This is a genomic window from Pseudomonas sp. FSL L8-0168, assembly GCF_037976155.1.
In the GTDB taxonomy this organism is placed as follows: Bacteria; Pseudomonadota; Gammaproteobacteria; order Pseudomonadales; family Pseudomonadaceae; genus Aquipseudomonas; species Aquipseudomonas paracarnis.
Genome location: NZ_CP150262.1, coordinates 738,636 through 763,022 on the forward strand (window position 1 = coordinate 738,636; position 24,387 = coordinate 763,022).

Below are 24,387 nucleotides of genomic sequence, written 5' to 3' on the forward strand. Positions count from 1 at the left end.
CTCCCACACGGCTCATGCATTGCCCACAGAGTCAGCGCCCGGTACAGATGCCCTGCAAGGCAAACCCCACCGCGGCCTGCGCGTGCAACGCGGTGGTGTCCAGCAGCGGCAGGGCGCTGTGTTCGGGCTGGATCAGCAGGCAGATTTCCGTGCAGCCAAGAATAATCGCCTGAGCGCCGCGTGCGGCGAGTGTCTGGATCGCCTGCTGATACACCTGGCGCGAGGCGTCGCTGATGACGCCCACGCACAACTCTTCATAGATGATTCGGTGCACCGCCTTGCGTTCATCCGCGTCTGGCACCAGCACGGTGAGCCCCTGGCCGGCAAGGCGCGATTTAAGGAAATCCTGCTCCATGGTGAACGCGGTACCCAACAAGCCCACCGTCAAGGTCCCGGCCTCCAGGGCCGCAGCCGCCGTGGCATCGGCAATATGCAGGAAGGGAATCGACACTGCCGCCTCAATGCGCGGTGCCACTAAATGCATGGTGTTGGTACACAGCACCACACAATCAGCCCCCCCGGCCTGCAAGCGTCGCGCGGCATCTTCCAGGATCAGCGCGGTATCGTCCCAACGCCCGGCATGCTGAGCCTGTTCCACCGGGCCGAAATCCACGCTGTACATCAACACTTGCGCCGACCGCAGCGGGCCGAGCTGGTCGCGCACACGCTGGTTGATAAGGCGGTAATACTCGGCGCTGGACTCCCAGCTCATGCCGCCGATAAGGCCGATGGTGCGCATGTGGTGCTCCGGACAAAAAGTGTGGCTTCACCTTACCCATTGAAGGCGGATGAGTCATACGCAGTTGCCAGCCAATTCACCGGAGCAGTTCAAATAACCTTGATCAACGATCACTTCTGATCAATACCCGGCGCTAAATTAAGGTGCGATGCCTCAACATTGGCTATACCTACCACTCGTTCTTACGATGATGCTCGCCAGGGAGTTCAATAATGAAATTAAGGCTAATGATCGGCACACTGTGCGTCGCTTCGCTCGGTATGGCCGGTTGCGCCAGCAAGGTGGTGCAACCGAATGAGTATTCAGGGTTTCTTTCCAACTACAGCCAGCTCAAGGAGGCCAAGTCACCCTCGGGGGCTGAGGTGATGCGCTGGGTTGATCCACAACTGGATTTGAACCGTTACACGGCGGTGTACATCGAGCCCACCCAGTTTTACCCCAAGCCCCAGGCCACTTCCCGCATTCCAGAGAGCACGTTGCGGGGAATCAACGACTATTACAACCAGGCGCTCAAGCGCGAGCTGGCTCAGTCATTGCCCGTGGCCAATGCCCCTGGCCCTGGAGTGATCGTGGTAAGGGCGGCGATTACCGCCGTGAGCAGCAAGACCGAGAGCCTCAAGCCTTATGAGTTTATCCCCGTCGCCCTAGTGGCTGCGGCAGTGAGCACCGGCACCGGCATTCGCGACCAGGAGACCACCCTGGGCACCGAGGCGCAGTTCCTCGATGGCGCCACTCATAAAGTGCTGGCCCAAGTGGTGCGCAAAGGTACTGGCAAGCCGTTGGCTAATGACTCCCAAGTGATGAAGGCCGACGATGTGAAAAGCGTCATCGACGGTTGGGCGTCGGACCTGCACCAGTCCTACGTGAAACTGAAAAAACACTGAGTCAAAAAAAAGCGCGGCGGGTCATCGCCCGTCGCGCTTTTTTATTCGCCGAGCTTATTTAAGCGGCGTCAACGCTGGTAGCTTCCACTGGCCGCTGCCAACTTCAGGCTTGGGCAGGTAAATGCGCAAGACCGCGTAAAACGGGCCGGGTGGGGCCGGCAACCAGTTGCTCTGCTCAGCCTTGGGAGGTTCGTGGTGCTGCAGCGCCAGGGTCAAGCCACCATCGGCATCGAGCTTGAGGGTCGGCAGCATCTGCGAATTGATCAGGTAGCGCTTCTTGTGATTCGGCACCAGCAATTTGGTCTTTGCGTCATACATCGTCAGTGACCAGAACGCATCGGCCGGCGGCAGCTGGTCCTTGGCAAAATGCACGGTGTAGCTGTGGCGTGCACCATTAGCCGGCTTGCCCTCGCTGTCGATGACGTAGCTCAAGTGCGCGGCTTCATCACTGGAGTTGCCGAACATCCCCAGCTCGGCACCGGCGTAGCGGTACAGGTAGTTGTTTTGCAGGTGGTCGCGGCTGCCGTACAGGTCTGCGTCGGTCACTTGGTGGGTATCCACCTTGGCCTTCTTGAAGGCGGCGAATTCGGCGCGGCCATCGGCGATGCCGTCCTCCAGGGCCTTGCGCTGCTCGGTAGTCAACTGCTTGACCTTGAACGGCGCGCCTGGGGCGATACCGATCTTGGCAAAGCGTGCCAGCAGATCTTTTTCGCTGTCCTGGGGCGCGGCGAAGGCCAGCATGAAGTTCAGGTAGCGAAACAGCTGCGGGCCTTCGGTCATGGTTGCCATCGGCTTGGGCCATTGGATCTTCGGCACAGTGGCAGGCGCGGGTTGCTTCACATAACTGCTCAGCGCCTGCACCTTGTAGCCGCTCTGGATCTGCTTGACCTTGCCCAGGTCTTTGTCATCAAACAGCTGCGTGCGGTAAAGGGCGTAGGCGATGTTGCTTTCGCTGTAGACCACACGGTCGATGTCCACCGGCTGCTGACCTTTCCAGTCTGGCCCGGCGATCATGTAGTGGCCGCCGTTATTGCCAGTGCTGCGGGTGCCCAGGTAGGCAAAATTCTGCGTATAGAGGTCGATCAACTGCACCGAGTAATAGCGCTTGTCATCAATCTTGGGCAGGGTCAGCACCAGCGGCTCTTTACGCAGGTCCATCCACACGAACGAGTAGGGCGTGTCGACGTTGGGGGTGGTAACCGCGTTGTCCTTGGGGGTGAGCACCTGGGCGCCGTTGTCGATACGGTTAAACGGCGCCTTGAAGTGGGCACCGCCTTTATCAACGGCCTGGGTGTAGAGCGTCTTGTACATCTGCACCACCGGGAAGCCGTACAAGTAGGCTTCCTTGGCAATGGCCCTGGCTTCGCTGGGGCTTGCGGTGAAGTCAGCCCAGGCGCCGGAGCTCATGAGTATCCAGAGGCTCGCCAACAGCAGGCGCGTCGGTTTTCCAATCATGTTGTTGCGTCCTTCCTGAGTGCTATCTGAGAGCGTGGCGTGAAGGCGCTGAGTTTCCTGTTTTATTGGCCGGTCGTCACGTTAATCTCTGCAAAGGACGATGAGGAAGGGGCGTTAGAGCATGGATTTGACTTTGTCACGCAATTGATCAATGGAGAACGGCTTGCCAATCACCTGCATACCGGCGGGCACATCAATGTTTTCGGCATAGCCGCTGGCAAACAGGATAGGCAGGGTAGCGCGCAGTTCGCGGACTTTGGTTGCCAGTTGTTTGCCGTCCATGTCGGGCAGGCCGACGTCGGTCATCATCAGGTCGATGATCTGGTCGGTATTTCGCACCTGCGCCAGTGCTTCCCCAGCATCCGCGGCTTCGAGCACCGTGAACTCCAACTCTTCGAGGACATCGACGATCAGCATGCGCACGATGGCGTCGTCTTCGACTACAAGGATGGTGGAGGTGTGGGACATAGTGAACTTTCCTGAACAGTGAGAGCGCTGGGCTTAAAGGCAACTAGATTGTGAGTAATAACAATGCCAGCAAGTTCCGAAGCAATTGCTGGCATTGTGACCTTAGCGGCGCAAAAAGTCCCGTCCGCTTGCGTGCTGACTCACCAAGGTACCGGCGCCATGCGCTTGACCGCATCCGCTGCCAATCAACGCACAAACATAGCGTTGAGCGATGTTATTCGGGCAAACTTGCGGTTTTCCCGCATTTGGCCAAGGCATGCCCATGACACCCGCGTCGTCCGTCGATGAAAAAAGCTTTCGTACCCTGCTGAGCCGGAACGTGGCCCTGCCCTTGGGCGTGGGCGTGCTCAGCGCGGTGTTTTTCGTCTGCCTGATTACCTATTTGCTCTCGGTGATCCAGTGGGTGGAGCACACCGACCGCGTCATTAACAACCTCAATGAGACGTCCAAACTGACGGTTGACCTGGAAACAGGGATGCGCGGGTTCCTGATCACCGGTGACGAGCACTTCCTTGATCCGTACGAAGTGGCCAAGCCGCGGATCATTGCCGACCTGCGCAATCTGCAAGACCTGGTAGCCGACAATCCGCAGCAGGTTGACCGGCTCAAGCGCTTGGAAACCTTGCAGACCGAATGGAACACCTACGCGCAGTCGATGATTGAGCTGCAGCGCAACAGCGGTGATTACCGTGGCGCGGTCAAGGCGGGCCGGGGCAAGCGGCTCACTGATGAAATTCGCAAGGAATACGAAGACGCGGTGGCGATGGAGCAGCAGTTCCGTATCACCCGTAACGCAGAGGTCACCCGCACGACGGTGATCAGTGTCACGCTGTACTTGGTGTTTGTACTGGGGTTGAGTGGTTTTCTGGCCTACATCGGCAGGAAGAATTTAATCTCACTTTCAAAGAGTTACAGCGCAAACCTCGCGTCACAACAGAAGATTGCACGGCGCCTCGAGCAAACCGCCTGGCTGCGCAATGGCCAGACCGAGCTGGCCGAGCAAGTACTCGGCCAACTGACCCTGAACATGCTGGGACGCAATATCCTGCAATTCTTCGCCCAGTACATGGGCTCTGCGGTCGCCGCGCTGTACGTGCGTGAAGAACACGGCGGCCTCAAGCGCGTGGCCACGTATGGTTTCTCCCGCGAGCAGGAACAGCAAGAACAGTCGATCTACAGCGACGAAGGCATCGTCGGGCAGGCCGCTCAGCTCAATCGTCTGATTCGCCTGGACGATGTGCCGGTGGATTACTTCAAGGTCAGTTCCGGTCTTGGCGAAGGGGCCACTCGCAGCATCCTGGTGATGCCGACCAGCGATGATGACCGTGTCAACGGCGTAGTCGAGCTGGGCTTCCTGCGCCCTCTGGATGAGCGTGATATCGAACTGCTGGAACTGATCGCCGGCAATATCGGCACCTCCATCGAAGCCGCGCGCTATCGCCAGCGCTTGCAGGAAGTGCTGGCCGAGACCCAGCAACTCAACGAAGAGCTGCAAGTGCAGCAGGAAGAGCTCAAGACCGCCAACGAAGAGCTCGAAGAGCAATCGCGCATCCTCAAGGAGTCCCAGGCTCACCTGGAAACCCAACAGGCTGAGCTTGAACAGACCAACGAGCAACTCGCCGAACAGACCCAGACCCTGGCCGAACAGCGCGACGCCATGGACCGCAAGAACATCGAGCTGAACCAGGCCCAGCTTGAGCTGGAAGACCGCGCCGATGAGTTGCAGCGCTCCAGCAAGTACAAATCCGAATTTCTTGCCAACATGTCCCATGAGCTGCGCACACCGCTCAACAGTTCGCTGATCCTGGCCAAACTGCTGGCGGATAACCCGCAGGAAAACCTCAGCGCCGAGCAGGTCAAGTTTGCCGAGTCGATCTATTCGGCCGGCAATGACTTGCTCAACCTGATCAACGACATCCTGGATATTTCCAAGGTCGAAGCCGGCAAGCTGGAAGTGCGCCCGGAAAACGCCAGCGTCGAGCGCCTGGTGGATGGCCTGCGTGGCATGTTCGAGCCGCTGGCAATGGACCGCAAACTGGGCTTCCAGGTGGACGTGCAACAAGGCTCGCCAACCCTGCTGTTTACTGATCGCCAACGCCTGGAGCAGATCCTAAAGAACCTGTTGTCCAACGCCATCAAGTTCACTGAACAGGGCGAGGTCAGCCTGTCGGTGTCCCGCGCGCCGGGGGAGGGCATTGCCTTTACCGTGCGCGATTCCGGCATTGGTATCGCCCCGGATCAACAGGAAAGCATCTTCGAAGCTTTCCGCCAGGCCGACGGCACCACCAATCGCCGTTACGGCGGTACAGGCCTGGGCTTGTCGATTTCCCGTGACCTGGCCACCTTGCTGGGCGGCTATATCAGTGTGACCAGCGAACCGGGCAAAGGCAGTATTTTCACGCTCGTATTGCCTGAACAGTATGTAGAACGCGACGAGGCCGCGGCGCCGATCGAGCCACCGCGCCAAGTGGTGGTCGCGCCGGCACCAACGCCCGTCAAGGTATCGCCGCTGCCGGTGGCTGACGCCGAGTTGATCCCGCGCTTTGCCGATGACCGCGAAAAAGCGCCGTTCAGCACTCGCTGCATCCTGGTAGTGGAAGACGAGCCGAATTTTGCGCGCATTCTGTTCGATCTTGCCCACGAGCTGGGTTACCACTGCCTGGTCGCCCACGGTGCCGACGAGGGCTACAGCCTCGCCGAGCAATACATCCCCGACGCGATTCTGCTGGACATGCGCTTGCCCGACCACTCAGGACTGACTGTGCTGCAACGCCTCAAGGAACACGCCAACACGCGCCACATCCCGGTGCACGTGATCTCTGTGGAAGACCGTGTCGAAGCCGCCATGCACATGGGTGCCATCGGTTATGCGGTCAAGCCCACCACCCGCGAAGAGCTCAAGGACGTGTTCGCGCGCCTGGAAGCCAAGTTGACCCAGAAGGTCAAGCGCATCCTGCTGGTGGAAGACGATGACCTGCAGCGCGACAGCATTGCCCGCCTGATCGGCGACGATGACATCGAGATCACTGCCGTAGGCTTCGCCCAAGAGGCCCTCGACCTGTTGCGCACCACCATCTACGACTGCATGATCATCGACCTCAAGCTGCCGGACATGCTCGGCAACGAGCTGCTCAAGCGAATGGCCACCGAGGACATCTGCTCGTTCCCGCCGGTGATCGTCTACACCGGGCGCAACCTGACCCGGGACGAAGAGGCCGAACTGCGCAAGTATTCACGCTCGATCATCATCAAGGGGGCGCGCTCGCCCGAGCGTCTGCTGGATGAAGTCACGCTGTTTCTGCACAAAGTCGAATCCCAGTTGTCCCATGACCGCCAGAAGATGCTCAAGACCGCCCGCAGCCGCGACAAGGTGTTCGAGGGGCGCAAAATCCTCTTGGTGGACGACGACGTGCGCAATATCTTCGCCCTGACCAGCGCCCTGGAGCACAAAGGTGCTGTGGTGGTGATCGGGCGTAACGGCCAGGAGGCTATCGATAAACTCAATGAAGTCGAAGATATCGACCTGGTGCTGATGGACGTGATGATGCCGGAGATGGACGGTTACGAGGCCACCGCCTTGATCCGCCAGGACCCACGCTGGAAAAAACTGCCAATCATTGCCGTGACGGCCAAGGCCATGAAGGACGATCAGGAGCGTTGCCTGGCAGCAGGCTCAAACGATTACCTGGCCAAGCCGATTGACCTGGACCGCCTGTTCTCACTGATTCGCGTATGGCTACCGAAGATGGAACGCATTTAAGTGGAGCAGTGTTTCTTGGATAAGAGTAGCGATATTGAGCTGCGCCTGTTGATCGAGGCGATTTACCTCAAGTACAGCTACGACTTTCGCGACTATTCGGGCGCGTCGGTCAAACGCCGTGTGGCCCATGCCTTGCGTCAGTTCGACTGCGCGACCATTTCCGCACTGCAAGAGCGCGTGTTGCACGACCCTGCGGCGTTCATGCAGTTGCTGCAATTCTTGACCATCCCGGTGAGCGAGATGTTTCGCGACCCGTCGCACTTCCTCGCGATTCGCCAGGAAGTCGTGCCGCTGCTCAAGACCTACCCGTCGATCAAGATCTGGATCGCCGGCTGCAGCACAGGCGAGGAGGTGTACTCCATGGCCATCCTGCTGCGTGAAGAAGGCTTGCTGGAACGCACCATCATCTACGCCACGGACATCAACCCGGCGTCGCTGGATAAAGCCAAGCAGGGCATCTTTTCCCTGGAGAACGTGCGCGCCTATACCGCCAATTATCAGCAGGCCGGCGGGCAACGTTCATTTGCCGACTACTACACAGCAGCTTACGATTACGCGATCTTTGACAAGACATTGCGCGAGAACGTGACCTTTGCCGATCACAGCCTGGCGACCGACAGCGTATTTTCAGAAACGCAATTAATTTCATGCCGTAACGTATTGATTTATTTCAATAAAAAATTGCAAGATCGAGCGTTTGGCTTGTTTCATGAGTCGCTGTGTCATCGCGGCTTTTTGGTGCTGGGCAGCAAGGAAACCCTGGATTTTTCCGCCTACAGCAAGCAATTCGAACCCTTGGTCAAGCAGGAACGGATCTACCGAAAATCATGAGCGACGCGCCGGACACCCCGATTTCGGGGATCGAAGCCATCGTCGTCGGCGCGTCCGCCGGCGGCGTCGAGGCGTTGCTGAGTATTTTCGGCCAGTTGCCCAGTACCTTCGGCCTGCCGATCATTGCCGTGCTGCACCTGCCGGACGAGCGCCGCAGCCAATTGGCGGAAGTCTTTGCGCGGCGCCTGAACATCCCGGTCAAGGAGGCGAGGGACAAAGAAGCGCTGGAGGCGGGCACCTTGTACTTTGCCGGGCCCGGTTATCACCTGTCGGTAGAGCAGGACCGCAGCCTGTCCCTGAGCCAGGAAGACCGGGTGCACCATTCCAGACCCGCCATCGACTACCTGTTTTCCTCGGCGGCCGATGTGTATGGGCCTCGCCTGCTCGCCATTTTGTTGACTGGCGCCAACCAGGACGGCGCAAGTGGGCTGGCCCACGTCAAGCAATCGGGTGGCATTACCATCGTGCAGGACCCACAAGAGGCACGCATTGCCGTCATGCCCCTGGCGGCCCTGGCCTTGCACACACCTGACCATATTCTTTCCTTGAGCCGAATCGGCTCATTGCTGGCTTCCCTGGAACCCTTCCCATGTTAAGTACTGTCCAGGCCAAACTGCTGATCGTCGACGATCTGCCGGAAAACCTGCTGGCCCTAGAGGCGCTGATCAAGCGTGAGGATCGCCAGGTCTTCAAGGCATTGAGTGCCGATGAGGCGTTGTCCCTGTTGCTGGAACATGAATTCGCCATGGCGATCCTCGACGTGCAGATGCCTGGCATGAACGGGTTCGAGCTGGCCGAACTGATGCGCGGCACCGAAAAGACCAAGAACATCCCCATCGTGTTCGTCAGCGCCGCCGGGCGCGAGCTCAACTACGCCTTCAAGGGTTATGAGAGCGGCGCGGTGGACTTCCTGCATAAGCCCTTGGATATCCATGCGGTCAAGAGCAAGGTCAATGTGTTCGTCGACCTGTATCGCCAGAGCAAGGCGATGAAGCTGCAAGTCGAAGAGCTGGAGCGTAGCCGCCGCGAGCAGGAACTGTTGCTCACGCGCCTGCAGGCCACTCAGGCCGAACTGGAACAAGCGGTGCGCATGCGTGACGACTTCATGTCGATTGTCGCCCACGAAGTGCGTACACCCCTGAACGGGCTGATTCTGGAGACCCAGTTGCGCAAGATGCACCTGGCCCGGGACAACGCCGCCGCGTTCACTCTGGACAAGATGCACGCCATGGTTGACCGCGATGAGCGCCAGATCAAAAGCCTGATCCGTCTGATCGAAGACATGCTTGACGTGTCACGCATCCGTACCGGCAAGCTGTCCATACGCCCGGCGCGTTTTGACCTGGCGCAGTTGGTGCGCAACCTCGTGCACAACTTCGAGCCACAGGTCGCCGCGGCTGAATCGTCGATGCAGTTGGTGGCAGACGAGCCTGTAGAGGGCCACTGGGATGAATTCCGTATCGAGCAGGTGATCACCAACCTGCTGACCAATGCCCTGCGCTACGGGGCTAAAAGCCCGGTGGATGTACGGGTGTATACCGAGCATGGCGAGGCGCGCGTGGAAGTGCGCGACCGTGGCATTGGTATCAGTGAAGACAACCAGAAGCGTATTTTCCAGCAGTTCGAACGGGTTTCCGCCAATCATGCCGCCGCCGGCCTGGGCCTGGGATTGTTTATTTCCGAGCAGATAGTAGCGGCCCATGGCGGCACCATCGAGGTGGAGAGCCAGATAGGCGAGGGCGCCTTGTTTCGTGTGTGCTTGCCCCTTGAGGCGACCGCGTGAAATCAATCGTCAGCTCGACGCAACCTCTGCGTGACCCCATGGTCGTAACTGCAGCAATTGACCGGACAAAGGCTTCCCATGAGTGAAGATGCACAAGATGTCGTACTGATCGTCGAGGACGACGAATCCATTATGTTTGTGCTGGGTGAGTACCTGGCAGGCTTGGGCTACCGGGTCTTGAAGGCGATCGACGGGGAGCAGGCCTTCGAAATCCTTGCGACCAAACCGCACCTGGACTTGATGGTCACCGATTACCGCCTGCCGGGTGGAATTTCCGGGGTGCAGATCGCTGAGCCGGCGCTCAAGCTGCGACCGGAACTGAAAGTGATCTTTATCAGCGGCTATCCGCAGGAAATTCTCGACTGCAACAGCCCGATCACGCGCAACGCGCCGATTTTGGCCAAGCCGTTTGATCTGGATACGCTGCAGGAGCATATCCAGCGTTTATTGGCGTGATGATTCAAACGAGACGCGCAAGTTTTGTGCGATAGCAAAAGTTCTTCTCGAACCACCGAGAAGAACCTTTTTGAGGTATTGCGCGTTTTTCCCGCTTGACGACATCCTTTATGCCGAAGGCACGAAATCCTTCAAGGGAAGACCAAACGGCTGTTTACTGACAGGGTCAAGGGCATACCATTTGCCGTTTTTCTGGGTGGCAGCGATTGCTGTTGTTGTCCCTTGCATGTTGGCGTTGCCTATTGTGGCGTTCTCAACGTTCCTGAAGATCTTTACAGGGTCATACTTGATTTTAAACGAAGGTTGATTATTCCGTCCGGGACCACTGTTCGCCAAGTAAGTTATACCTTCTTGCACGAAGCCTTGCGCAATACCCTTTGGATCGATAGGGTTGAGTGCGCTCAGTGTGCCGCGCACCAGTTTTTTTACGGTACTCCCAAACGTAGACGAGGCCGTCCTGACGCCGGCGCCAGCAGCCCTTGCTGCTCCACCGGCACCGGCGAGGATAAAGCCAAAAGCATCAAACGCCAAATCGATGAGGCCCTCGCGCCAGTTTCCGTTGATAAAATTTTTGATAGCGTTAAAACCCGGAATAAGCCCGGCTACAAAATCTACAATTTTTTCATAGAAAGGTACTTCACCGTCGAATGTAGTAGTACCCCGCAGTGACTCTGCGTACTGGCGAATACCGATTTTTTTTACCATGGCATCAGCAATGTACTGCGTTTTTTCGCTGGCGAAGCTGTTAGGGGCATCATTGACCGAGTCGGTGGACCAGGCCGAAAGAACGTTATCCCTGTAATTACCATCAGGGGCGAGGGGGACAAGGCGCTTGGAATTAATCTTATCGTCCAGAATGGCACCTGGGATTTTGCCGTTCAAATCGACACGTTTTCGAATGGTATTCTTTGCGCTGTCGATTTCATAGGTATGGGTGCCTTTATTGCCTTGCGCATCAACAAATTCGCTTTGTAAAAATATACTGGTCGGTGACGAATCTTTTATTTTTTGTATCTGCGAATAAGCCGAGTACGAAACATCTACTTCTTTAGAAATTGTAATCTTTCCATGCTCAATGATCTTCCGGTCCTCGACAGGCAGACTGGAAATCAAATTCTTGACCTGCGTTTGCGTAGCCTGTTCAAAGCGATCGAAATGTGTTTTGAGATCTTTTTCAAACCAGTGCGCCACGACGCTGCTGGATTGCTTCTCAAATTTGATGTTGCTGAGAACGAAATCTTTATCGCTGGAGTCGTAGCGAGTTAAATCAATATCCTCGAGAGTTTTATCGGAATGGAGAAATATGTCCAACAGTGAGTAGGGGCCTGGAAATGACAAAAATTCGGATTCCTTTGGTGTCAGCACCTTTTGTTTGATTTGCTCTTCCGATAAGTGTGGATTTTGCGATCGTATGCTGGCCACTGCCCTGTCATGAAGATCAGGGATCTTCATCGCAAACGTATCGGAAGCCTCACTCAACAAACGCACCTGATCATTGTACGCAGAACGTACAGCCTTCATGTCTTCTTCTGAATATTGATCTGTACTGCTCCTGACCAACACACCATTGTAAACGCCCCAGTCTTTTAGGGCATCCGTTTGAGCCTGCTGTTCAACCAGTTTGTCTGCCAGCGTTATAGGTGCCAACTCATGTCGCATCATGACCTGTGAAAACGTCATTTTGCTGGTTGAACCAGGGGCCTCAGCCTCTATACGGGCTACTGCCGTAGCGAAGCTGACCCAAGAGTGGGTGCCCTTGGTCAATGTTTCGGGTATGTCTTTGACCAGGAGTTCCGGAGCCTTGCGGGCCAATAGAACTTCCATGGCCAGCACGCCGTTGTAATGGTTCGTCACTCCGTTTTCACGCAAGTGATCAGACAGCGTGGCGTATATGTGCCGGGCGTTCATTCCGGAGAGGTTAATGTTGGCCAGGTCGAAGCCTGCAACTTTAGTCCTGTTCGAGTCGGGTGAAGTTGCGTTGATGCTGAGGGGGTCCAACGAGTCGTAGAGCGCTGTCAACATCCAATCGGCGATCACGTTAGGCGATGCAATTTCGCCAAGTTCACGTTCAGCGGCGAGGGCGAATTTCTGAACATTGGAAAACCCGAGGATTCTGTCAATAGCGCGACTACGATCTTCGCGAAAGTCTTCGGAAAGACCCTGCTGATAATCAATTCCACGGGTCAAATAGGCGAGCAAGTTGTTTTCTGGCTGGCCTTCCAAAAACTTACTGGTCATGGCGGCAAGTGCACGCCGATCTTCACTGCTCATCGGCGTTGGCCATGAGTGCGCTCCACTGAGATTGCCATGCGCCGGTGCTTCAATTGGCCGACGTGTCAAAGACTGCGCAATGTCCTTTAACTCCGATGCATTGGTTGGAAGTACTATGCCATGCCCTACGAGGTAGTCGCGCAGCGTCACAGCCACGTTCGGCCACAGTTTGTTGTCTTGAAAATATGAAGAGGCAGGATCGATTTGGATCGCAGTATTCAGCGCAACCTGCATCCGCTCCTCAACAACTTGTTTGTACTTTGCGTGAACTTCCTCGGATGCATTTGGGCCAGGGAGAAACTGCTTCACATTAATATCTACTATCTCTGCGATTTTTGGTATTGCCGCAATCACAGTACTTCGGTTGTTCAGATCACCCAGTTTAGACGCTTGGCTCTTCAGGAGTTCTTGGGTGGGGATATCGAAATTTTCAGCGAAGAGGTTATATTTATCCTGCCACCCGTTGAGGTGCTGCACGATGAATGCCCGCTGCTCTGAAGGCGACGGATCGCTGTCAAAAGGCAAGGTATGACCATGAAACTGAGCGATTTCCGCGATCTTCGCAGTGGTCGCAGTGGCCGTGGGGTCCAGGCTTACAACGTTGCCGGAGCCCGCCAGCGTTTTAGCAGCGCTCTCGAGCAGGGGCCAATCAATAAAGCTTTGAATATCGGAGGATTCGACTTTTGGCTCGCCGATGGGCGTGAACGGCGTAAAATCGAAGGCATTTCGGGGTTCGGCGCGCAGGGTGGTGAAACCGATGGTACCGCTGGCGACATTGATGCTGATCTCTTTTGAGAGGTCTACGTTATGCTCTTTGGCCCAGCCCTTGAACGCTGGACTTTTCAGGAGGTTAGCCAACAGCGTACGCGACTGCATAAAGGACGAATCGCGCGGGATATCTTCAACGGTGTGCTCCCGAACGTTTTGACCACCCTCGGGAAATTGTTTCAAAGCCTGGTTGTACAAGCGGGCTAACTCATGATCCGCCTCTTCGTGGCGGGGCCCCGGCGTTAGCTCTATTGCCAGCTCTAGACGGGCAGGCTGCGGTTGTGGGGCGGCCTTTGCCTGATCGGTCGTGTACAGCTGGCGCAGGTGGGAGTTGGAAATAGCAGTCATCAGAAATATTCCTGGTCGAAGTGGGTAATACGTTGTTCGCCAACGTATGTGGAAAAAAACTCACATCGATTCCATCTGCTGCCTGCTAAACCGTGACGACTTATTGCCACATGTGGCCGCTCTACGCCTGGATCATCTCCCGCACCTTGGCCGTCAACAAATCAAACGTAAAAGGCTTGGTGATCAGTTGCATCCCCGGGTCCAGGAAGCCACCCCGCACCGCGGCGTGCTCGGCGTATCCGGTAATAAACAATACTTTGAGTTCCGGACGAATCTGCCGGCCGATTTCCGCTAGTTGTCGGCCGTTCATCCCCGGCAAACCGACGTCGCTGATCATCAGGTCGATGCGCTGTTCGGATTCAATGATCGGCACCGCCGCATTCGCGTCCCCAGCCTCGATAAACCCGTAACCCAGTTCTTTGAGCACCGCGCTGACCAACACCCGAACTGCGGGATCATCCTCGACGATCAAAACCGTTTCCCCTGCATTGGCAAACGGTAGCAATGTGGGGTTGAGCGGCTCCTGAGCTTGGGGCTCACCGATAAAGCGCGGCAGGAACAAACTGACCGTCGTACCTTTGCCGACTTCGCTGTGGATGGTCACATGCCCACGAGACTGGCGAGCGAAGCCGTAGATCATCGACAGCCCAAGACCGGTGCCTTGGCCGATGGGTTTGGTGGTAAAAAACGGATCAAACACGCGATCCATCAGGTGTTGCGGTATGCCGCAACCGTTGTCGCTGACACTCAGTTCTACGTAGTCGCCCGGGGTCAAGGTGCCGTAGGCGGCGGTAAAGACACTGTCGAGGTGACGATTGGTGGTCTCCACGGTCAGCGTGCCACCCGTGGGCATGGCGTCGCGCGCGTTGATCACCAGGTTGAGCAGGGCGCTTTCGAGCTGGTTCGGGTCGGCCTCGGCCGTCCACAAGGCGTCGCTCAGGCGCATGTCCAGGTTGATACTTTCGTTGATGCTGCGTTGCAATAATTCGCCCATGGACGTGACCAACTGGTTGATCTGCACAGGCTTGGAGTCCAGTGATTGTCGACGGGAGAACGCCAACAGTCGATGGGTGAGGCTCGCCGCGCGGTTGGCCGAGGTCACGCCCAGGTCGATCAGGCTGTCCAGGTCATCCAGTTTGCCCCGGGACACACGTCGGCGTAGCAGTTCCAGGCTACCGATAATGCCGGTAAGCATATTGTTGAAGTCATGGGCGATACCACCGGTCAACTGGCCAACGGCTTCCATTTTCTGCGATTGACGCAGGGCTTCTTCATTGTGACGCAGTTGGGCGGTGCGTTCCTCCACTTGCTGCTCAAGCGTTTCCAAAGTGCGCTGGAGACGCAACTCACTCTCGCTCAAGTCAATCAACCGGTCCCGCGCTTCGTACTGGCGCCGTCGACCGCGCAGGGCCGCGCTCACCAGGCTGATCAAGGTGATGGGATGGAACGGCCGCTCCAGAAACGTGACGTTGCCCAGCAAGCCGCTCAGCCGCGTCGAGCCGTTCTGCTCTTTGCCGCCATGCTGGGTCATCAGCACGATAGGCAGGTCGGACCAGGCCGGTTGCTGATGCAACAGCTCGAGTAACGGCTCAAGGTCGACGCCACGCAGTGCCTCAGCCGCAATGATGAGCAGCCCGGCGCCTTGCGTCAGCTCTTCGCACAAAGCGGCCAGGCTGTTGGCGACAATCCCGCTGTAGCCGGCTTCGTTAAGCATCATCAGCGCCAATGAGCCATCGCGGCCCATGGGCGCCAGCACGATGGCACGCTCGTAGACGGGAGACAGGGCCGGCACTAGCCCTCATCCTTGAGCAGAGGGGAGCCGGCACCCATATAGGTTGGAATGCCCCGCAGCACACCCTGGAAGTTATCCAGGGGTACACCTACCGTCATACCGCGGCTGCCGATGCGATATTCACGAATGGTCGACTCGTGGGAGCCCGTTCTTTTTTTGATGACCGAAATGGCCCGGCGAACTTTACCCAGGGCCTCGAAATAACGCAGCAAGATCACGGTGTCGGCCAGGTAGGTGATGTCGACCGGCGTCTGCATGTCGCCGACCAGGCCGTGCTGGGCCACCGTCATGAAGGTGGCTGCACCACGGCGGTTAAGGTACAGCAGCAGTTCATGCATATGCAGGATCAGCGCGTTTTCTTCGGGCATGGCCGCCTGGTAGCCGTTGATACTGTCGATGACCACGGTCTTGATACCGCGCTCATCCACGCAGCGGCGAACCCGGTGGGAAAATTCGCCGGGGGAGAGTTCGGCCGCGTCGACCTGTTCGATCAGCAGGTTTCCGGTGTCCCGTAAGGCGGCGAGGTCGATGCCCATGTTCTTCATGCGCTCGAACAGCAGGCCCAGCTCTTCATCGAAGATGAACAGCGCAGCCTTTTCGCCACGGGCCACGGCGGCGGCAGCGAAGATCATCGAGATCAAAGACTTGCCGGTACCGGCCGGGCCGAGAATCAGGCTGCTGGAGCCGGTCTCGATCCCCCCGCCGAGCAGAGAATCCAACTCCTCGATACCGCTGCTCAAGGTTTGACGGTTGTAACCGCCGCGATGTTCGGCCGCCACCAGGCGCGGGAATACGTGAATGCCGTCGCCCATGATGGTGAAGTCGTGGAAGCCGCCACGGTATTTCTGGCCCCGGTACTTGACCACACGGATACGCCGACGCTCGGCGCCATAGTTGGGCGTCAGCTCCTCCAGGCGAATCACCCCGTGCGCAACGCTGTGCACGGTCTTATCCAGGGATTCGGTGGTCAAGTCATCCAGCAGTAACACGGTGGCGTCATAACGCACGAAGTAGTGCTTGATCGCCAGGATCTGCCGGCGATAGCGCAACGAGCTTTGCGCCAGAAGGCGGATCTCAGACAGGCTGTCGACCACCACGCGGGTCGGCTTGACCCGCTCTACCACTTCAAAGATCTGGCGGGTGGCTTCACCCAGCTCCAGGTCGGAGGAGTACAGCAGGCTTTGCTGGTGATCGGCGTTGAGCAGGCTTTCCGGTGGGGTCAGCTCGAAGATATGAATATGCTCATCCAAGTCCCAGCCGTGGGATTTGGCACCCTGGCGCAGTTCGTGCTCGGTTTCGGACAGGGTGATATATAAGCAACGTTCACCGTTCTGCGCACCGGCCCGCAGAAAATGCAGGGCCACGGTGGTTTTACCGGTGCCGGGTTCGCCTTCGAGCAAAAACACGTGGCTTCGCGATAGCCCCCCGGCAAGAATGTCATCAAGACCTTCGACGCCGGTGGCCGCCTTTTCACTCAACAGCTGTTTGGATGTACTCAAGAAGTGCCCTCAGGTCACGTACAAGTAGAGGGGCACGCCGACTGGGACGTGCCATATTCACTTGACCGTAGTGGCCACTAGCGGTTCAACGTTTTGGATGAATTGTACGAAGAGAGGTCGCTTTACACGTTTTTTTGCAGTGCTGAGCTGATCGCCTATCAGAGGCCCTGTTGTAACGCCGGATCATCCGGGTTCTGTTGCTCCAGTTGGGCGAGCAGCACCTGAACGTTCTGCAACTGCCCGGTCTCTTTCCAGTAATTGACCAGCAACACGCGGGCTTTGCGATTGGCGGGATGCCGCTGGACGATTTCTTCCAACTGGCGCTGGGCCGCCTCTACTTCGTCCTGGGCGTGCAGGGTGGTGGCCAGGTCATAGCGATAATCCGGGTTGTCCGGCGCAAGCTCCACCGCCTTGGACAGGCCGAGCAGGGCGTAGGGGCGCTCGCCATGGTGCAACAGCCACATGCCCAAGGCATGTTGCAGGTAGGCCGACTCCGGATGCGCCGCCAGTTGCCGGGCCAGCAGTTGGCGCGACTCGTCGGTCTTGCCTTGCTTGTCCAGCAGTTCGATTTGCGATACCACCGCTTGCAGGTTGTCCGGCTGCAAGCGCATTGCCTGCTCCAGGGCGTTTTGCGCCTCCGGCAGCAGGGCGCTGTGGATGTACAGACGCGCCAATTGAATCCAGCCTTCAGCGGTTTCGGGCTGGGCCTTGAGCGTTGTCACGAATTCATCGAGCACCTGCTGCAGTGGGCCAAAGTACAAACCCAGTGTATCGGGCGACAGGCCCAGCAAGGCGTTGGCGGCGGCAAAGCGCACCGATTGTTCCGGATCGTCCAGCACCGGGCCGAGCAGTAAGGTGCGCTGGCCAGTGGGCACCAGGCCGACGATGCTGTGAATAGCGGCTTCGCGCACCAGCGCCGACTCATTGGCGAGGTCTTTATCGGCCAGCTTCAGCGCCTGGGGGCTGGGGTAATTGGGCAGCTCAGCATGCAAGGCGGCGCGGCGCTCGGGCGACAGGTCCGGCCGGCCCAACTGTTGGTACAACACACGTGCGGCGCCGGGCTCGCCGTTATGCGCCTGCTTCAAGGCCTTGGAATAGCCATGGGCGATGGCTGGGGGTACGGCCACTGCAGGGGTGCGGGAGAAAAACCAGGTGATCAGTACGATCAACAACAGGGCGCACAGGCCGATGATGGAGTAACGGCGTGACTTTGACATGCAGGCGTCCGAAAGCTTGGGCAGCAAAGTTCCAAGCTTCGGTCAGTGCGAGGCGAGTGTCAAACCCGCGTCAGGTCAGCACGTAGTCCGCTGGCTCCAACGCTGGCGGCAGGTTGACTTCACCAAGGGCGGCGAGGATCTCGCGCTCCAATGTCCGCAGGATAGCGTCACACGGCAAGTCGTTTTCGTCGAAGCCGAAGGGGTCTTCCAATTCGTCGCCAATCGCATCCAGGCCAAAGAAGGTGTAGCTGACAATCGCGGTGAACACTGGCGTCAACCAGCCAAGTGGCTCGGCCATGGCGAATGGCAGCAAGATGCAGAACAGGTAAATGGTGCGGTGCAACAGCAGGGTGTAGGGAAAGGGCAGTGGCGTGGTCTTGATGCGCTCGCATGCCGCCTGCACCTGGCTCAGGCTGACTAGCCGGGCTTCCAGTTGGGTGTAGCGCCATTCGCTGATCACGCCCTGTTGTGCCAGGACCGAAAAGCGCGCACCGACCGTTTGCAGCACGCTGTCCGGCAAGTTGGGGTGGCCCACTGGCATGCTGATCCAAGGGTGTATCGCCCGGGCTTGATCTTCATGGCGCAAATGCGCGACCAAGCCATGGGCAAAACCGCACAGGCCGCGCAGCAGGCCAGCACGCTCGGCGGTGTCCCCCAGCACCTGGGTCTCGCGAATCAGCGAGCGCACGTCAATGACCATTTGCCCCAGTTGCTTGCGGCCCTCCCACCAACGGTCGTAGCAGGCGTTGTTGCGAAAACTCATGAAGATCGACAGTGACAGGCCCAACAAGGTGAAGGGCGTAGCGTTGACCTTGGAAAAATAGGCGGGGTGCAGGGTTTCCACCAGCACGATGACCGAGGCCAACAGCGTGACCAGCAGGCTGCGCCAGGCAATGCGCTTGGCAATGGAGCCTTTGAGGGAGAACAGGATACCCAGGACGTTGGGTTTAGGGCGAACGATCATGGAGGGCTTCTGTGGCGTGCAGGCGGTCAGATTAGAAGCTGCTATGCATCGCGTCCAATCACTTGGATCGACCGCCTGATCAGTCGACTCAATGACTAACGTGGGAGCCGGGCAGTACATAACCCTGTGGGAGCTGGCTTGCCTGCGAAAGCGGTGGTGCAGTGACAGCTGTGGTGACTGACCCACCGCCTTCGCGGGCCAGCCCGCTCCCACCGAAAAGCGAAAAAGCCCCCCGCGTTTCGCTACGGACTGGCCAAACCAGTCAGCCAAGTTGAAAGCTTTGACCATTGCCGCTGCGCCGCTCTGGAGCGACTATTTCAGCGCTTTTCTCGAGTTGAAAACGTCCTGAAAATAAAAACACAGAAGGATAGGAAGCGATGCGTGAGTATTTGGCTGCCACCACCGAGTTTGATTACCAGCACACCGTCGACGCCGCACTGGCCGGCAACCTGCAAGCGCTCAATGCCTGCGTGGAATGCTGTGACCGTCACGCGTTGCCGGGGCGCATCGCGTTGTTCTGGGAGGGCAAGGACGGACGCAGCGCCACGTCAACCTTTACCGAACTGCAAGAGCAGGCCGCGCGTTTCGCCAACTTCCTCTTGGCCCAGGGCGTCAAGCGCGGTGACAAGGTGGCGGGCCTGTTGCCCCGTACTGCCGAATTGTTGGTGGTCGTGCTGGCGACGTGGCGCATCGGCGCGGTCTATCAGCCGCTGTTTACCGCGTTCGGACCCAAGGCAATTGAACATCGCTTGAACAGCTCGGGCGCAGCGCTGGTGGTCACCGATGCAGTGAACCGTCCCAAGCTGGCGGAAGTCGCCGACTGCCCGACCATCGTCACGGTCGCCGGAGCCAAGGGCGAAGGTATCGTGCGGGGCGACTACAGCTTCTGGGCCGAACTGCCCAGCTACTCTTCTCACTGCGAGCCGGTGCTGCTGGGCGCAGAGGAGCCGTTCCTGCTGATGTTCACCTCCGGCACCACCGGCCCGTCCAAGGCGCTGTCGGTACCGCTCAAGGCCATCGTCGCGTTCCAGGGCTACATGCGCGACGCCGTGGACTTGCGCCCCGAGGACGCATTCTGGAACGTTGCCGACCCTGGCTGGGCCTATGGCATCTATTTCGGCGTGACCGGGCCGTTGTCCATGGGGCACCCGATCACCTTCTACGATGGCCCGTTCACCCTGGAAAGCACCTGCCGGGTCATCAATAAATACGCGATCACCAACCTGACCGGTTCGCCCACGGCGTATCGGCTGTTGATTGCCGGTGGCGAACAGTTCGCCGGTTCGATCAAGGGCAAGCTGCGCATCGTCAGCAGCGCCGGTGAGCCTTTGAACCCGGAGGTGATCCGCTGGTTCGCCGACCACCTGGGCGTGACCATCCACGACCATTACGGCCAGACCGAGCTGGGCATGGTGCTGTGCAATCACCATGGTTTGGCGCATCCGGTGCATGTGGGCTCGGCGGGTTTTGCCTCGCCAGGGCATCGCATCGTGGTGCTGGATGACAACCATCAGGAGCTGCCAGCCGGCCAACCCGGCATCCTGGCCATCGACCGCGAGCAATCGCCTATGTGCTGGTTTGCCGGGTACGACGGCGTGAAAACCAAGGCGTTCGTCGGCAAGTACTACCTCAGCGGCGATACCGTGGAGCTGAACCCGGACGGCAGCATCAGCTTTGTCGGACGCAGCGACGACGTGATCACTACATCCGGCTACCGCGTGGGCCCCTTCGACGTGGAAAGCGCGTTGGTCGAACACCCGGCGGTGGTCGAGGCTGCCGTGGTCGGCAAGCCTTGCCCGGAGCGCACTGAGCTGGTCAAAGCCTTTGTGGTGATCAGCGAGCAATACCGCGCCACCCCGGAGCTGGCTGAAGAGCTGCGCCTGCATGTGCGCCAGCGCCTGGCCGCCCATGCGTACCCGCGGGAAATCGAATTTGTCAGCGACTTGCCCAAGACCCCGAGCGGCAAGCTGCAACGCTTTATTTTGCGCAATCAGGAAATAGCCAAGGCCCAGGCGGCCGTGGCTTGACCCTTTTAAAAGGAAACAACGATGCAGATTGAAAACAAGGTATTCCTGGTCAGCGGCGGCGCGTCGGGCCTCGGCGCGGCCACGGCCGAAATGCTGGTCGCCGCGGGTGCCAAGGTGATGCTGGTGGACTTGAACGCCGACGCCGTGACTGCCAAGGCCAAGCAACTGGGCGACAATGCCCGCAGCGCCGTGGCGGACATCAGCCAGGAAGCCGCTGCAGAAGCGGCCGTGACGGCGGCGGTCGAGGCCTTTGGGGGCTTGCACGGCCTGGTCAACTGCGCGGGTGTCGTGCGTGGCGAGAAGATCCTCGGCAAGAACGGCCCGCACGGCCTGGCGAGCTTTGCCCAAGTCATCAACGTCAACTTGATCGGCAGTTTCAACCTGCTGCGCCTGGCCGCTGCGGCGATCGCTGAAACCGAGGCGAATGCCGACGGCGAGCGGGGCGTCATCATTAATACCGCCTCGGTGGCGGCATTCGATGGGCAGATCGGCCAGGCTGCGTATGCCGCGTCCAAGGGCGCGATCGCCAGCCTCACCTTGCCTGCCGCGCGGGAACTGGCGCGCTTTGGTATCCGGGTGATGACCATTGCACCCGGCATTTTCGAAACCCCGATGATGGCCGGCATGACCGACGAAGTCCGCAACTCCCTGGCTGCCGGCGTGCCGTTCCCGCCACGCCTGGGCAAACCCGCCGAATATGCCGCGCTGGTACGCCACATCATTGAAAACAGCATGCTTAATGGTGAGGTGATCCGTCTCGACGGTGCCTTGCGCATGGCCGCCAAATAAGGAGCAATGGCTATGAACGATCCAATTGTTATTGTCAGCGCCGTGCGCACGCCCATGGGCGGGTTCCAGGGCGACCTCAAAAGCCTGACCGCGCCGCAACTGGGCGCAGCCGCCATTCGTGCGGCGGTCGAGCGTGCCGGTATCGCCACCGATGCCGTCGACGAAGTGCTGTTTGGCTGTGTACTGCCCGCCGGGCTTGGGCAAGCGCCTGCTCGCCAGGCTGCCTTGGGCGCCGGGCTGGACAAGGGCACGCGCTGCACCACCCTCAACAAAATGTGCGGTTCCGGCATGGAAGCGACGATTCTGGCCCACGATTCGCTGCGCGCTGGCAGTGTCGATGTAGTGATCGCGGGCGGCATGGAAAGCATGTCCAACGCCCCGTACCTGCTGGACCGTGCGCGCAGCGGCTACCGCATGGGCCACGGCAAGGTGCTGGACCATATGTTCCTCGACGGCCTTGAAGATGCCTACGACAAGGGGCGCCTGATGGGCACCTTTGCCGAGGACTGCGCCGAGCACAATGGTTTTACCCGTGAAGCTCAGGACGCGTTTGCCATCGCTTCCCTGACCCGCGCACAAGAGGCTATCACCCACGGCAGCTTTGCCAGTGAAATCGTCCCGGTGCAGGTCACCGTGGGCAAAGAACAAAAAACCATTCTGCACGATGAGCAACCGCCGAAAGCCAGGCTGGACAAGATTGCCAGCCTGAAACCGGCGTTCCGTGACGGCGGTACAGTGACAGCAGCCAACTCCAGCTCGATCTCCGATGGCGCCGCGGCGTTGTTGCTGATGCGTGAGTCCCAGGCGCTCAAGCGCGGCCTCAAGCCGTTGGCAGTGATCCACGGGCACGCCGCGTTCGCCGATGAGCCTGGGCTGTTTCCGGTGGCGCCGGTGGGGGCGATTCGCAAACTGATGAGCAAGACCGGCTGGAGCCTCGACGAGGTGGACCTGTTCGAAATCAACGAGGCCTTCGCCGTGGTCAGCCTGGTGACCATGAGCAAGCTGGAGATTCCCCATGACAAGGTCAACGTGCATGGTGGTGCCTGTGCATTGGGCCACCCCATTGGTGCCTCCGGCGCACGCATCCTGGTGACGTTGCTCGCGGCCCTGCGCCAGAAGGGCCTCAAGCGTGGCGTCGCCGCTATCTGCATTGGCGGCGGTGAAGCCACGGCCATGGCCGTTGAATGCTTGTATTGAGGATGACCTATGTTGCCCAATGACGAACAACTGCAGATCAGCGACGCCGCCCGGCAATTTGCCCAGGAACGTTTGAAACCCTTCGCCGCCGCGTGGGACCGCGAGCATCGTTTTCCCAAGGAGGCCATTGCGCAAATGGCCGAACTGGGCTTTTTCGGCATGCTGGTCCCGGAACAGTGGGGCGGTTGCGACACTGGCTACCTGGCCTACGCCATGGCCCTGGAAGAAATCGCCGCCGGCGACGGTGCCTGCTCCACGATCATGAGCGTGCACAACTCGGTGGGTTGTGTGCCGATCCTCAAGTTTGGCAATGACCAGCAGAAAGAGCAGTTCCTCACGCCCCTGGCCAGTGGCGCCATGCTCGGTGCCTTCGCGCTGACCGAACCCCAGGCAGGCTCCGATGCCAGCAGCCTGAAAACCCGTGCGCGCCTTGAAGGCGACCACTATGTACTCAACGGCTGCAAACAGTTCATCACCTCCGGGCAAAACGCCGGGATCGTGATTGTGTTTGCGGTCACCGACCCCGCCGCAGGCAAGCGTGGGATCAGCGCGTTTATCGTGCCCACCGATTCGCCCGGTTATACCGTGGCACGGGTGGAAGACAAGCTGGGGCAGCATGCCTCGGACACTTGCCAGATCCTGTTTGAAGACGTGAAAGTACCGGTGGCCAACCGTCTGGGCGAGGAGGGCGAGGGCTACAAAATCGCCTTGGCCAACCTGGAAGGTGGCCGCGTGGGCATCGCCTCCCAGTCGGTGGGCATGGCCCGTGCCGCCTTCGAAGCGGCCCGCGACTATGCCCGTGAGCGTGAAAGCTTTGGCAAGCCGTTGGTCGAACACCAGGCCGTGGCCTTTCGCCTGGCCGACATGGCCACCCAGATCGCCGTCGCCCGGCAGATGGTGCATTACGCCGCCGCCCTGCGTGACAGTGGCAAGCCGGCGCTGGTGGAAGCGTCCATGGCCAAGCTGTTTGCGTCCGAAATGGCCGAGAAAGTCTGCTCGGCCGCCTTGCAAACCCTGGGCGGTTACGGTTACCTGAACGACTTTCCCCTGGAGCGGATCTACCGCGATGTGCGGGTCTGCCAGATTTACGAAGGCACCAGCGATATTCAACGCATGGTCATCTCACGCAATCTTTAAGG

The 24,387-nt window shown here is 58.8% G+C and carries 18 protein-coding genes; 10 read left to right on the plus strand and 8 right to left on the minus strand.

Going from position 1 to position 24,387, the window contains the following annotated elements; all coding sequences use genetic code 11:
- Positions 1-31: 31 nt before the first annotated feature.
- Positions 32-739, minus strand: a complete 708-nt coding sequence (locus MHH62_RS03080) for an aspartate/glutamate racemase family protein (RefSeq protein WP_032903051.1) — start codon at positions 737-739, stop codon at positions 32-34.
- A 212-nt stretch (positions 740-951) separates the two neighbouring features.
- Here MHH62_RS03080 and MHH62_RS03085 point away from each other — a divergent pair, with 212 nt between their 5' ends.
- Positions 952-1,623, plus strand: a complete 672-nt coding sequence (locus MHH62_RS03085) for a DUF3313 domain-containing protein (RefSeq protein WP_014718489.1) — start codon at positions 952-954, stop codon at positions 1,621-1,623.
- A gap of 54 nt (positions 1,624-1,677) precedes the next feature.
- Here MHH62_RS03085 and MHH62_RS03090 read toward each other — a convergent pair whose 3' ends face one another.
- Together MHH62_RS03090 and MHH62_RS03095 are read right to left on the minus strand one after the other, a co-directional pair.
- Entirely contained in the window at positions 1,678-3,078 is a 1,401-nt protein-coding gene (locus tag MHH62_RS03090; protein ID WP_339232432.1) for a DUF1254 domain-containing protein, read from the minus strand.
- Positions 3,079-3,192: 114 nt separating this feature from the next.
- Complete coding sequence (locus MHH62_RS03095; protein ID WP_060767421.1) at positions 3,193-3,546, minus strand: response regulator; 354 nt, start codon at positions 3,544-3,546, stop codon at positions 3,193-3,195.
- Positions 3,547-3,808: 262 nt separating this feature from the next.
- Between MHH62_RS03095 and MHH62_RS03100 the strand changes: the two genes are divergently transcribed.
- The 5 genes from MHH62_RS03100 to MHH62_RS03120 all read left to right on the plus strand — a co-directional run bounded on the left by MHH62_RS03100 (position 3,809) and on the right by MHH62_RS03120 (position 10,376).
- Positions 3,809-7,306, plus strand: coding sequence for a response regulator (locus MHH62_RS03100; RefSeq protein ID WP_020302771.1), 3,498 nt, complete (start codon positions 3,809-3,811; stop codon positions 7,304-7,306).
- A gap of 15 nt (positions 7,307-7,321) precedes the next feature.
- Complete coding sequence (locus MHH62_RS03105; RefSeq protein WP_014718485.1) at positions 7,322-8,137, plus strand: protein-glutamate O-methyltransferase CheR; 816 nt, start codon at positions 7,322-7,324, stop codon at positions 8,135-8,137.
- Positions 8,134-8,733, plus strand: a complete 600-nt coding sequence (locus tag MHH62_RS03110; protein ID WP_020302772.1) for a chemotaxis protein CheB — start codon at positions 8,134-8,136, stop codon at positions 8,731-8,733. Before MHH62_RS03105 ends, MHH62_RS03110 begins: the two co-directional genes overlap by 4 nt.
- Positions 8,727-9,920: a hybrid sensor histidine kinase/response regulator gene (locus tag MHH62_RS03115; RefSeq protein WP_020302773.1), complete on the plus strand. Its 1,194-nt coding sequence runs from the start codon at positions 8,727-8,729 to the stop codon at positions 9,918-9,920. Before MHH62_RS03110 ends, MHH62_RS03115 begins: the two co-directional genes overlap by 7 nt.
- Positions 9,921-9,998: 78 nt before the next feature.
- Entirely contained in the window at positions 9,999-10,376 is a 378-nt protein-coding gene (locus MHH62_RS03120; protein WP_005788286.1) for a response regulator, read from the plus strand.
- A gap of 108 nt (positions 10,377-10,484) precedes the next feature.
- Here the strand turns inward: MHH62_RS03120 and MHH62_RS03125 are convergent, their stop codons facing one another.
- The 5 genes from MHH62_RS03125 to MHH62_RS03145 form a co-directional block, all read right to left on the minus strand.
- Positions 10,485-13,763, minus strand: coding sequence for a hypothetical protein (locus tag MHH62_RS03125; RefSeq protein WP_339232436.1), 3,279 nt, complete (start codon positions 13,761-13,763; stop codon positions 10,485-10,487).
- Between the two features lie 121 nt (positions 13,764-13,884).
- Positions 13,885-15,555, minus strand: a complete 1,671-nt coding sequence (locus tag MHH62_RS03130) for an ATP-binding protein (protein WP_020302775.1) — start codon at positions 15,553-15,555, stop codon at positions 13,885-13,887.
- On the minus strand, positions 15,555-17,054 hold the full coding sequence (locus MHH62_RS03135; protein WP_014718480.1) for an ATPase domain-containing protein: 1,500 nt from the start codon (positions 17,052-17,054) through the stop codon (positions 15,555-15,557). The genes MHH62_RS03130 and MHH62_RS03135 overlap by 1 nt, the downstream gene beginning before the upstream one ends.
- A 158-nt stretch (positions 17,055-17,212) precedes the next feature.
- Entirely contained in the window at positions 17,213-18,271 is a 1,059-nt protein-coding gene (locus MHH62_RS03140) for a tetratricopeptide repeat protein (RefSeq protein WP_003191245.1), read from the minus strand.
- 70 nt (positions 18,272-18,341) lie between these two features.
- Positions 18,342-19,235 carry a bestrophin family protein gene (locus MHH62_RS03145; RefSeq protein ID WP_014718479.1) on the minus strand — a complete coding sequence of 298 codons (894 nt, stop codon included), beginning with the start codon at positions 19,233-19,235 and terminating at the stop codon, positions 18,342-18,344.
- Between the two features lie 377 nt (positions 19,236-19,612).
- Between MHH62_RS03145 and MHH62_RS03150 the strand changes: the two genes are divergently transcribed.
- From MHH62_RS03150 to MHH62_RS03165, 4 genes are read left to right on the plus strand one after another with little or no spacing between them, the layout of a single operon-like run.
- The gene (locus MHH62_RS03150) at positions 19,613-21,262 is read left to right on the plus strand and encodes an AMP-binding protein (RefSeq protein ID WP_014718478.1); all 1,650 of its coding nucleotides are present in this window, start codon (positions 19,613-19,615) and stop codon (positions 21,260-21,262) included.
- A gap of 21 nt (positions 21,263-21,283) precedes the next feature.
- The gene (locus MHH62_RS03155; RefSeq protein ID WP_014718477.1) at positions 21,284-22,051 is read left to right on the plus strand and encodes an SDR family NAD(P)-dependent oxidoreductase; all 768 of its coding nucleotides are present in this window, start codon (positions 21,284-21,286) and stop codon (positions 22,049-22,051) included.
- 12 nt (positions 22,052-22,063) lie between these two features.
- Positions 22,064-23,248, plus strand: coding sequence for an acetyl-CoA C-acyltransferase (locus MHH62_RS03160; RefSeq protein WP_032903056.1), 1,185 nt, complete (start codon positions 22,064-22,066; stop codon positions 23,246-23,248).
- A 9-nt stretch (positions 23,249-23,257) separates the two neighbouring features.
- Complete coding sequence (locus MHH62_RS03165; protein WP_014718475.1) at positions 23,258-24,385, plus strand: acyl-CoA dehydrogenase; 1,128 nt, start codon at positions 23,258-23,260, stop codon at positions 24,383-24,385.
- The last annotated feature ends 2 nt before the right edge of the window (positions 24,386-24,387 follow it).

Bases quoted from the DNA above. Each gene is read 5' to 3' on its own strand.
- MHH62_RS03100 (WP_020302771.1), top strand. From the start codon at position 3,809: ATGACACCCGCGTCGTCCGTCGATGAAAAAAGCTTTCGTACCCTGCTG.
- MHH62_RS03080 (WP_032903051.1), bottom strand. From the start codon at position 739: ATGCGCACCATCGGCCTTATCGGCGGCATGAGCTGGGAGTCCAGCGCC.
- MHH62_RS03115 (WP_020302773.1), top strand. From the start codon at position 8,727: ATGTTAAGTACTGTCCAGGCCAAACTGCTGATCGTCGACGATCTGCCG.
- MHH62_RS03155 (WP_014718477.1), top strand. From the start codon at position 21,284: ATGCAGATTGAAAACAAGGTATTCCTGGTCAGCGGCGGCGCGTCGGGC.
- MHH62_RS03090 (WP_339232432.1), bottom strand. From the start codon at position 3,078: ATGATTGGAAAACCGACGCGCCTGCTGTTGGCGAGCCTCTGGATACTC.
- MHH62_RS03110 (WP_020302772.1), top strand. From the start codon at position 8,134: ATGAGCGACGCGCCGGACACCCCGATTTCGGGGATCGAAGCCATCGTC.
- MHH62_RS03160 (WP_032903056.1), top strand. From the start codon at position 22,064: ATGAACGATCCAATTGTTATTGTCAGCGCCGTGCGCACGCCCATGGGC.
- MHH62_RS03165 (WP_014718475.1), top strand. From the start codon at position 23,258: ATGTTGCCCAATGACGAACAACTGCAGATCAGCGACGCCGCCCGGCAA.
- MHH62_RS03120 (WP_005788286.1), top strand. From the start codon at position 9,999: ATGAGTGAAGATGCACAAGATGTCGTACTGATCGTCGAGGACGACGAA.
- MHH62_RS03150 (WP_014718478.1), top strand. From the start codon at position 19,613: ATGCGTGAGTATTTGGCTGCCACCACCGAGTTTGATTACCAGCACACC.
- MHH62_RS03095 (WP_060767421.1), bottom strand. From the start codon at position 3,546: ATGTCCCACACCTCCACCATCCTTGTAGTCGAAGACGACGCCATCGTG.
- MHH62_RS03140 (WP_003191245.1), bottom strand. From the start codon at position 18,271: ATGTCAAAGTCACGCCGTTACTCCATCATCGGCCTGTGCGCCCTGTTG.
- MHH62_RS03145 (WP_014718479.1), bottom strand. From the start codon at position 19,235: ATGATCGTTCGCCCTAAACCCAACGTCCTGGGTATCCTGTTCTCCCTC.
- MHH62_RS03085 (WP_014718489.1), top strand. From the start codon at position 952: ATGAAATTAAGGCTAATGATCGGCACACTGTGCGTCGCTTCGCTCGGT.
- MHH62_RS03125 (WP_339232436.1), bottom strand. From the start codon at position 13,763: ATGACTGCTATTTCCAACTCCCACCTGCGCCAGCTGTACACGACCGAT.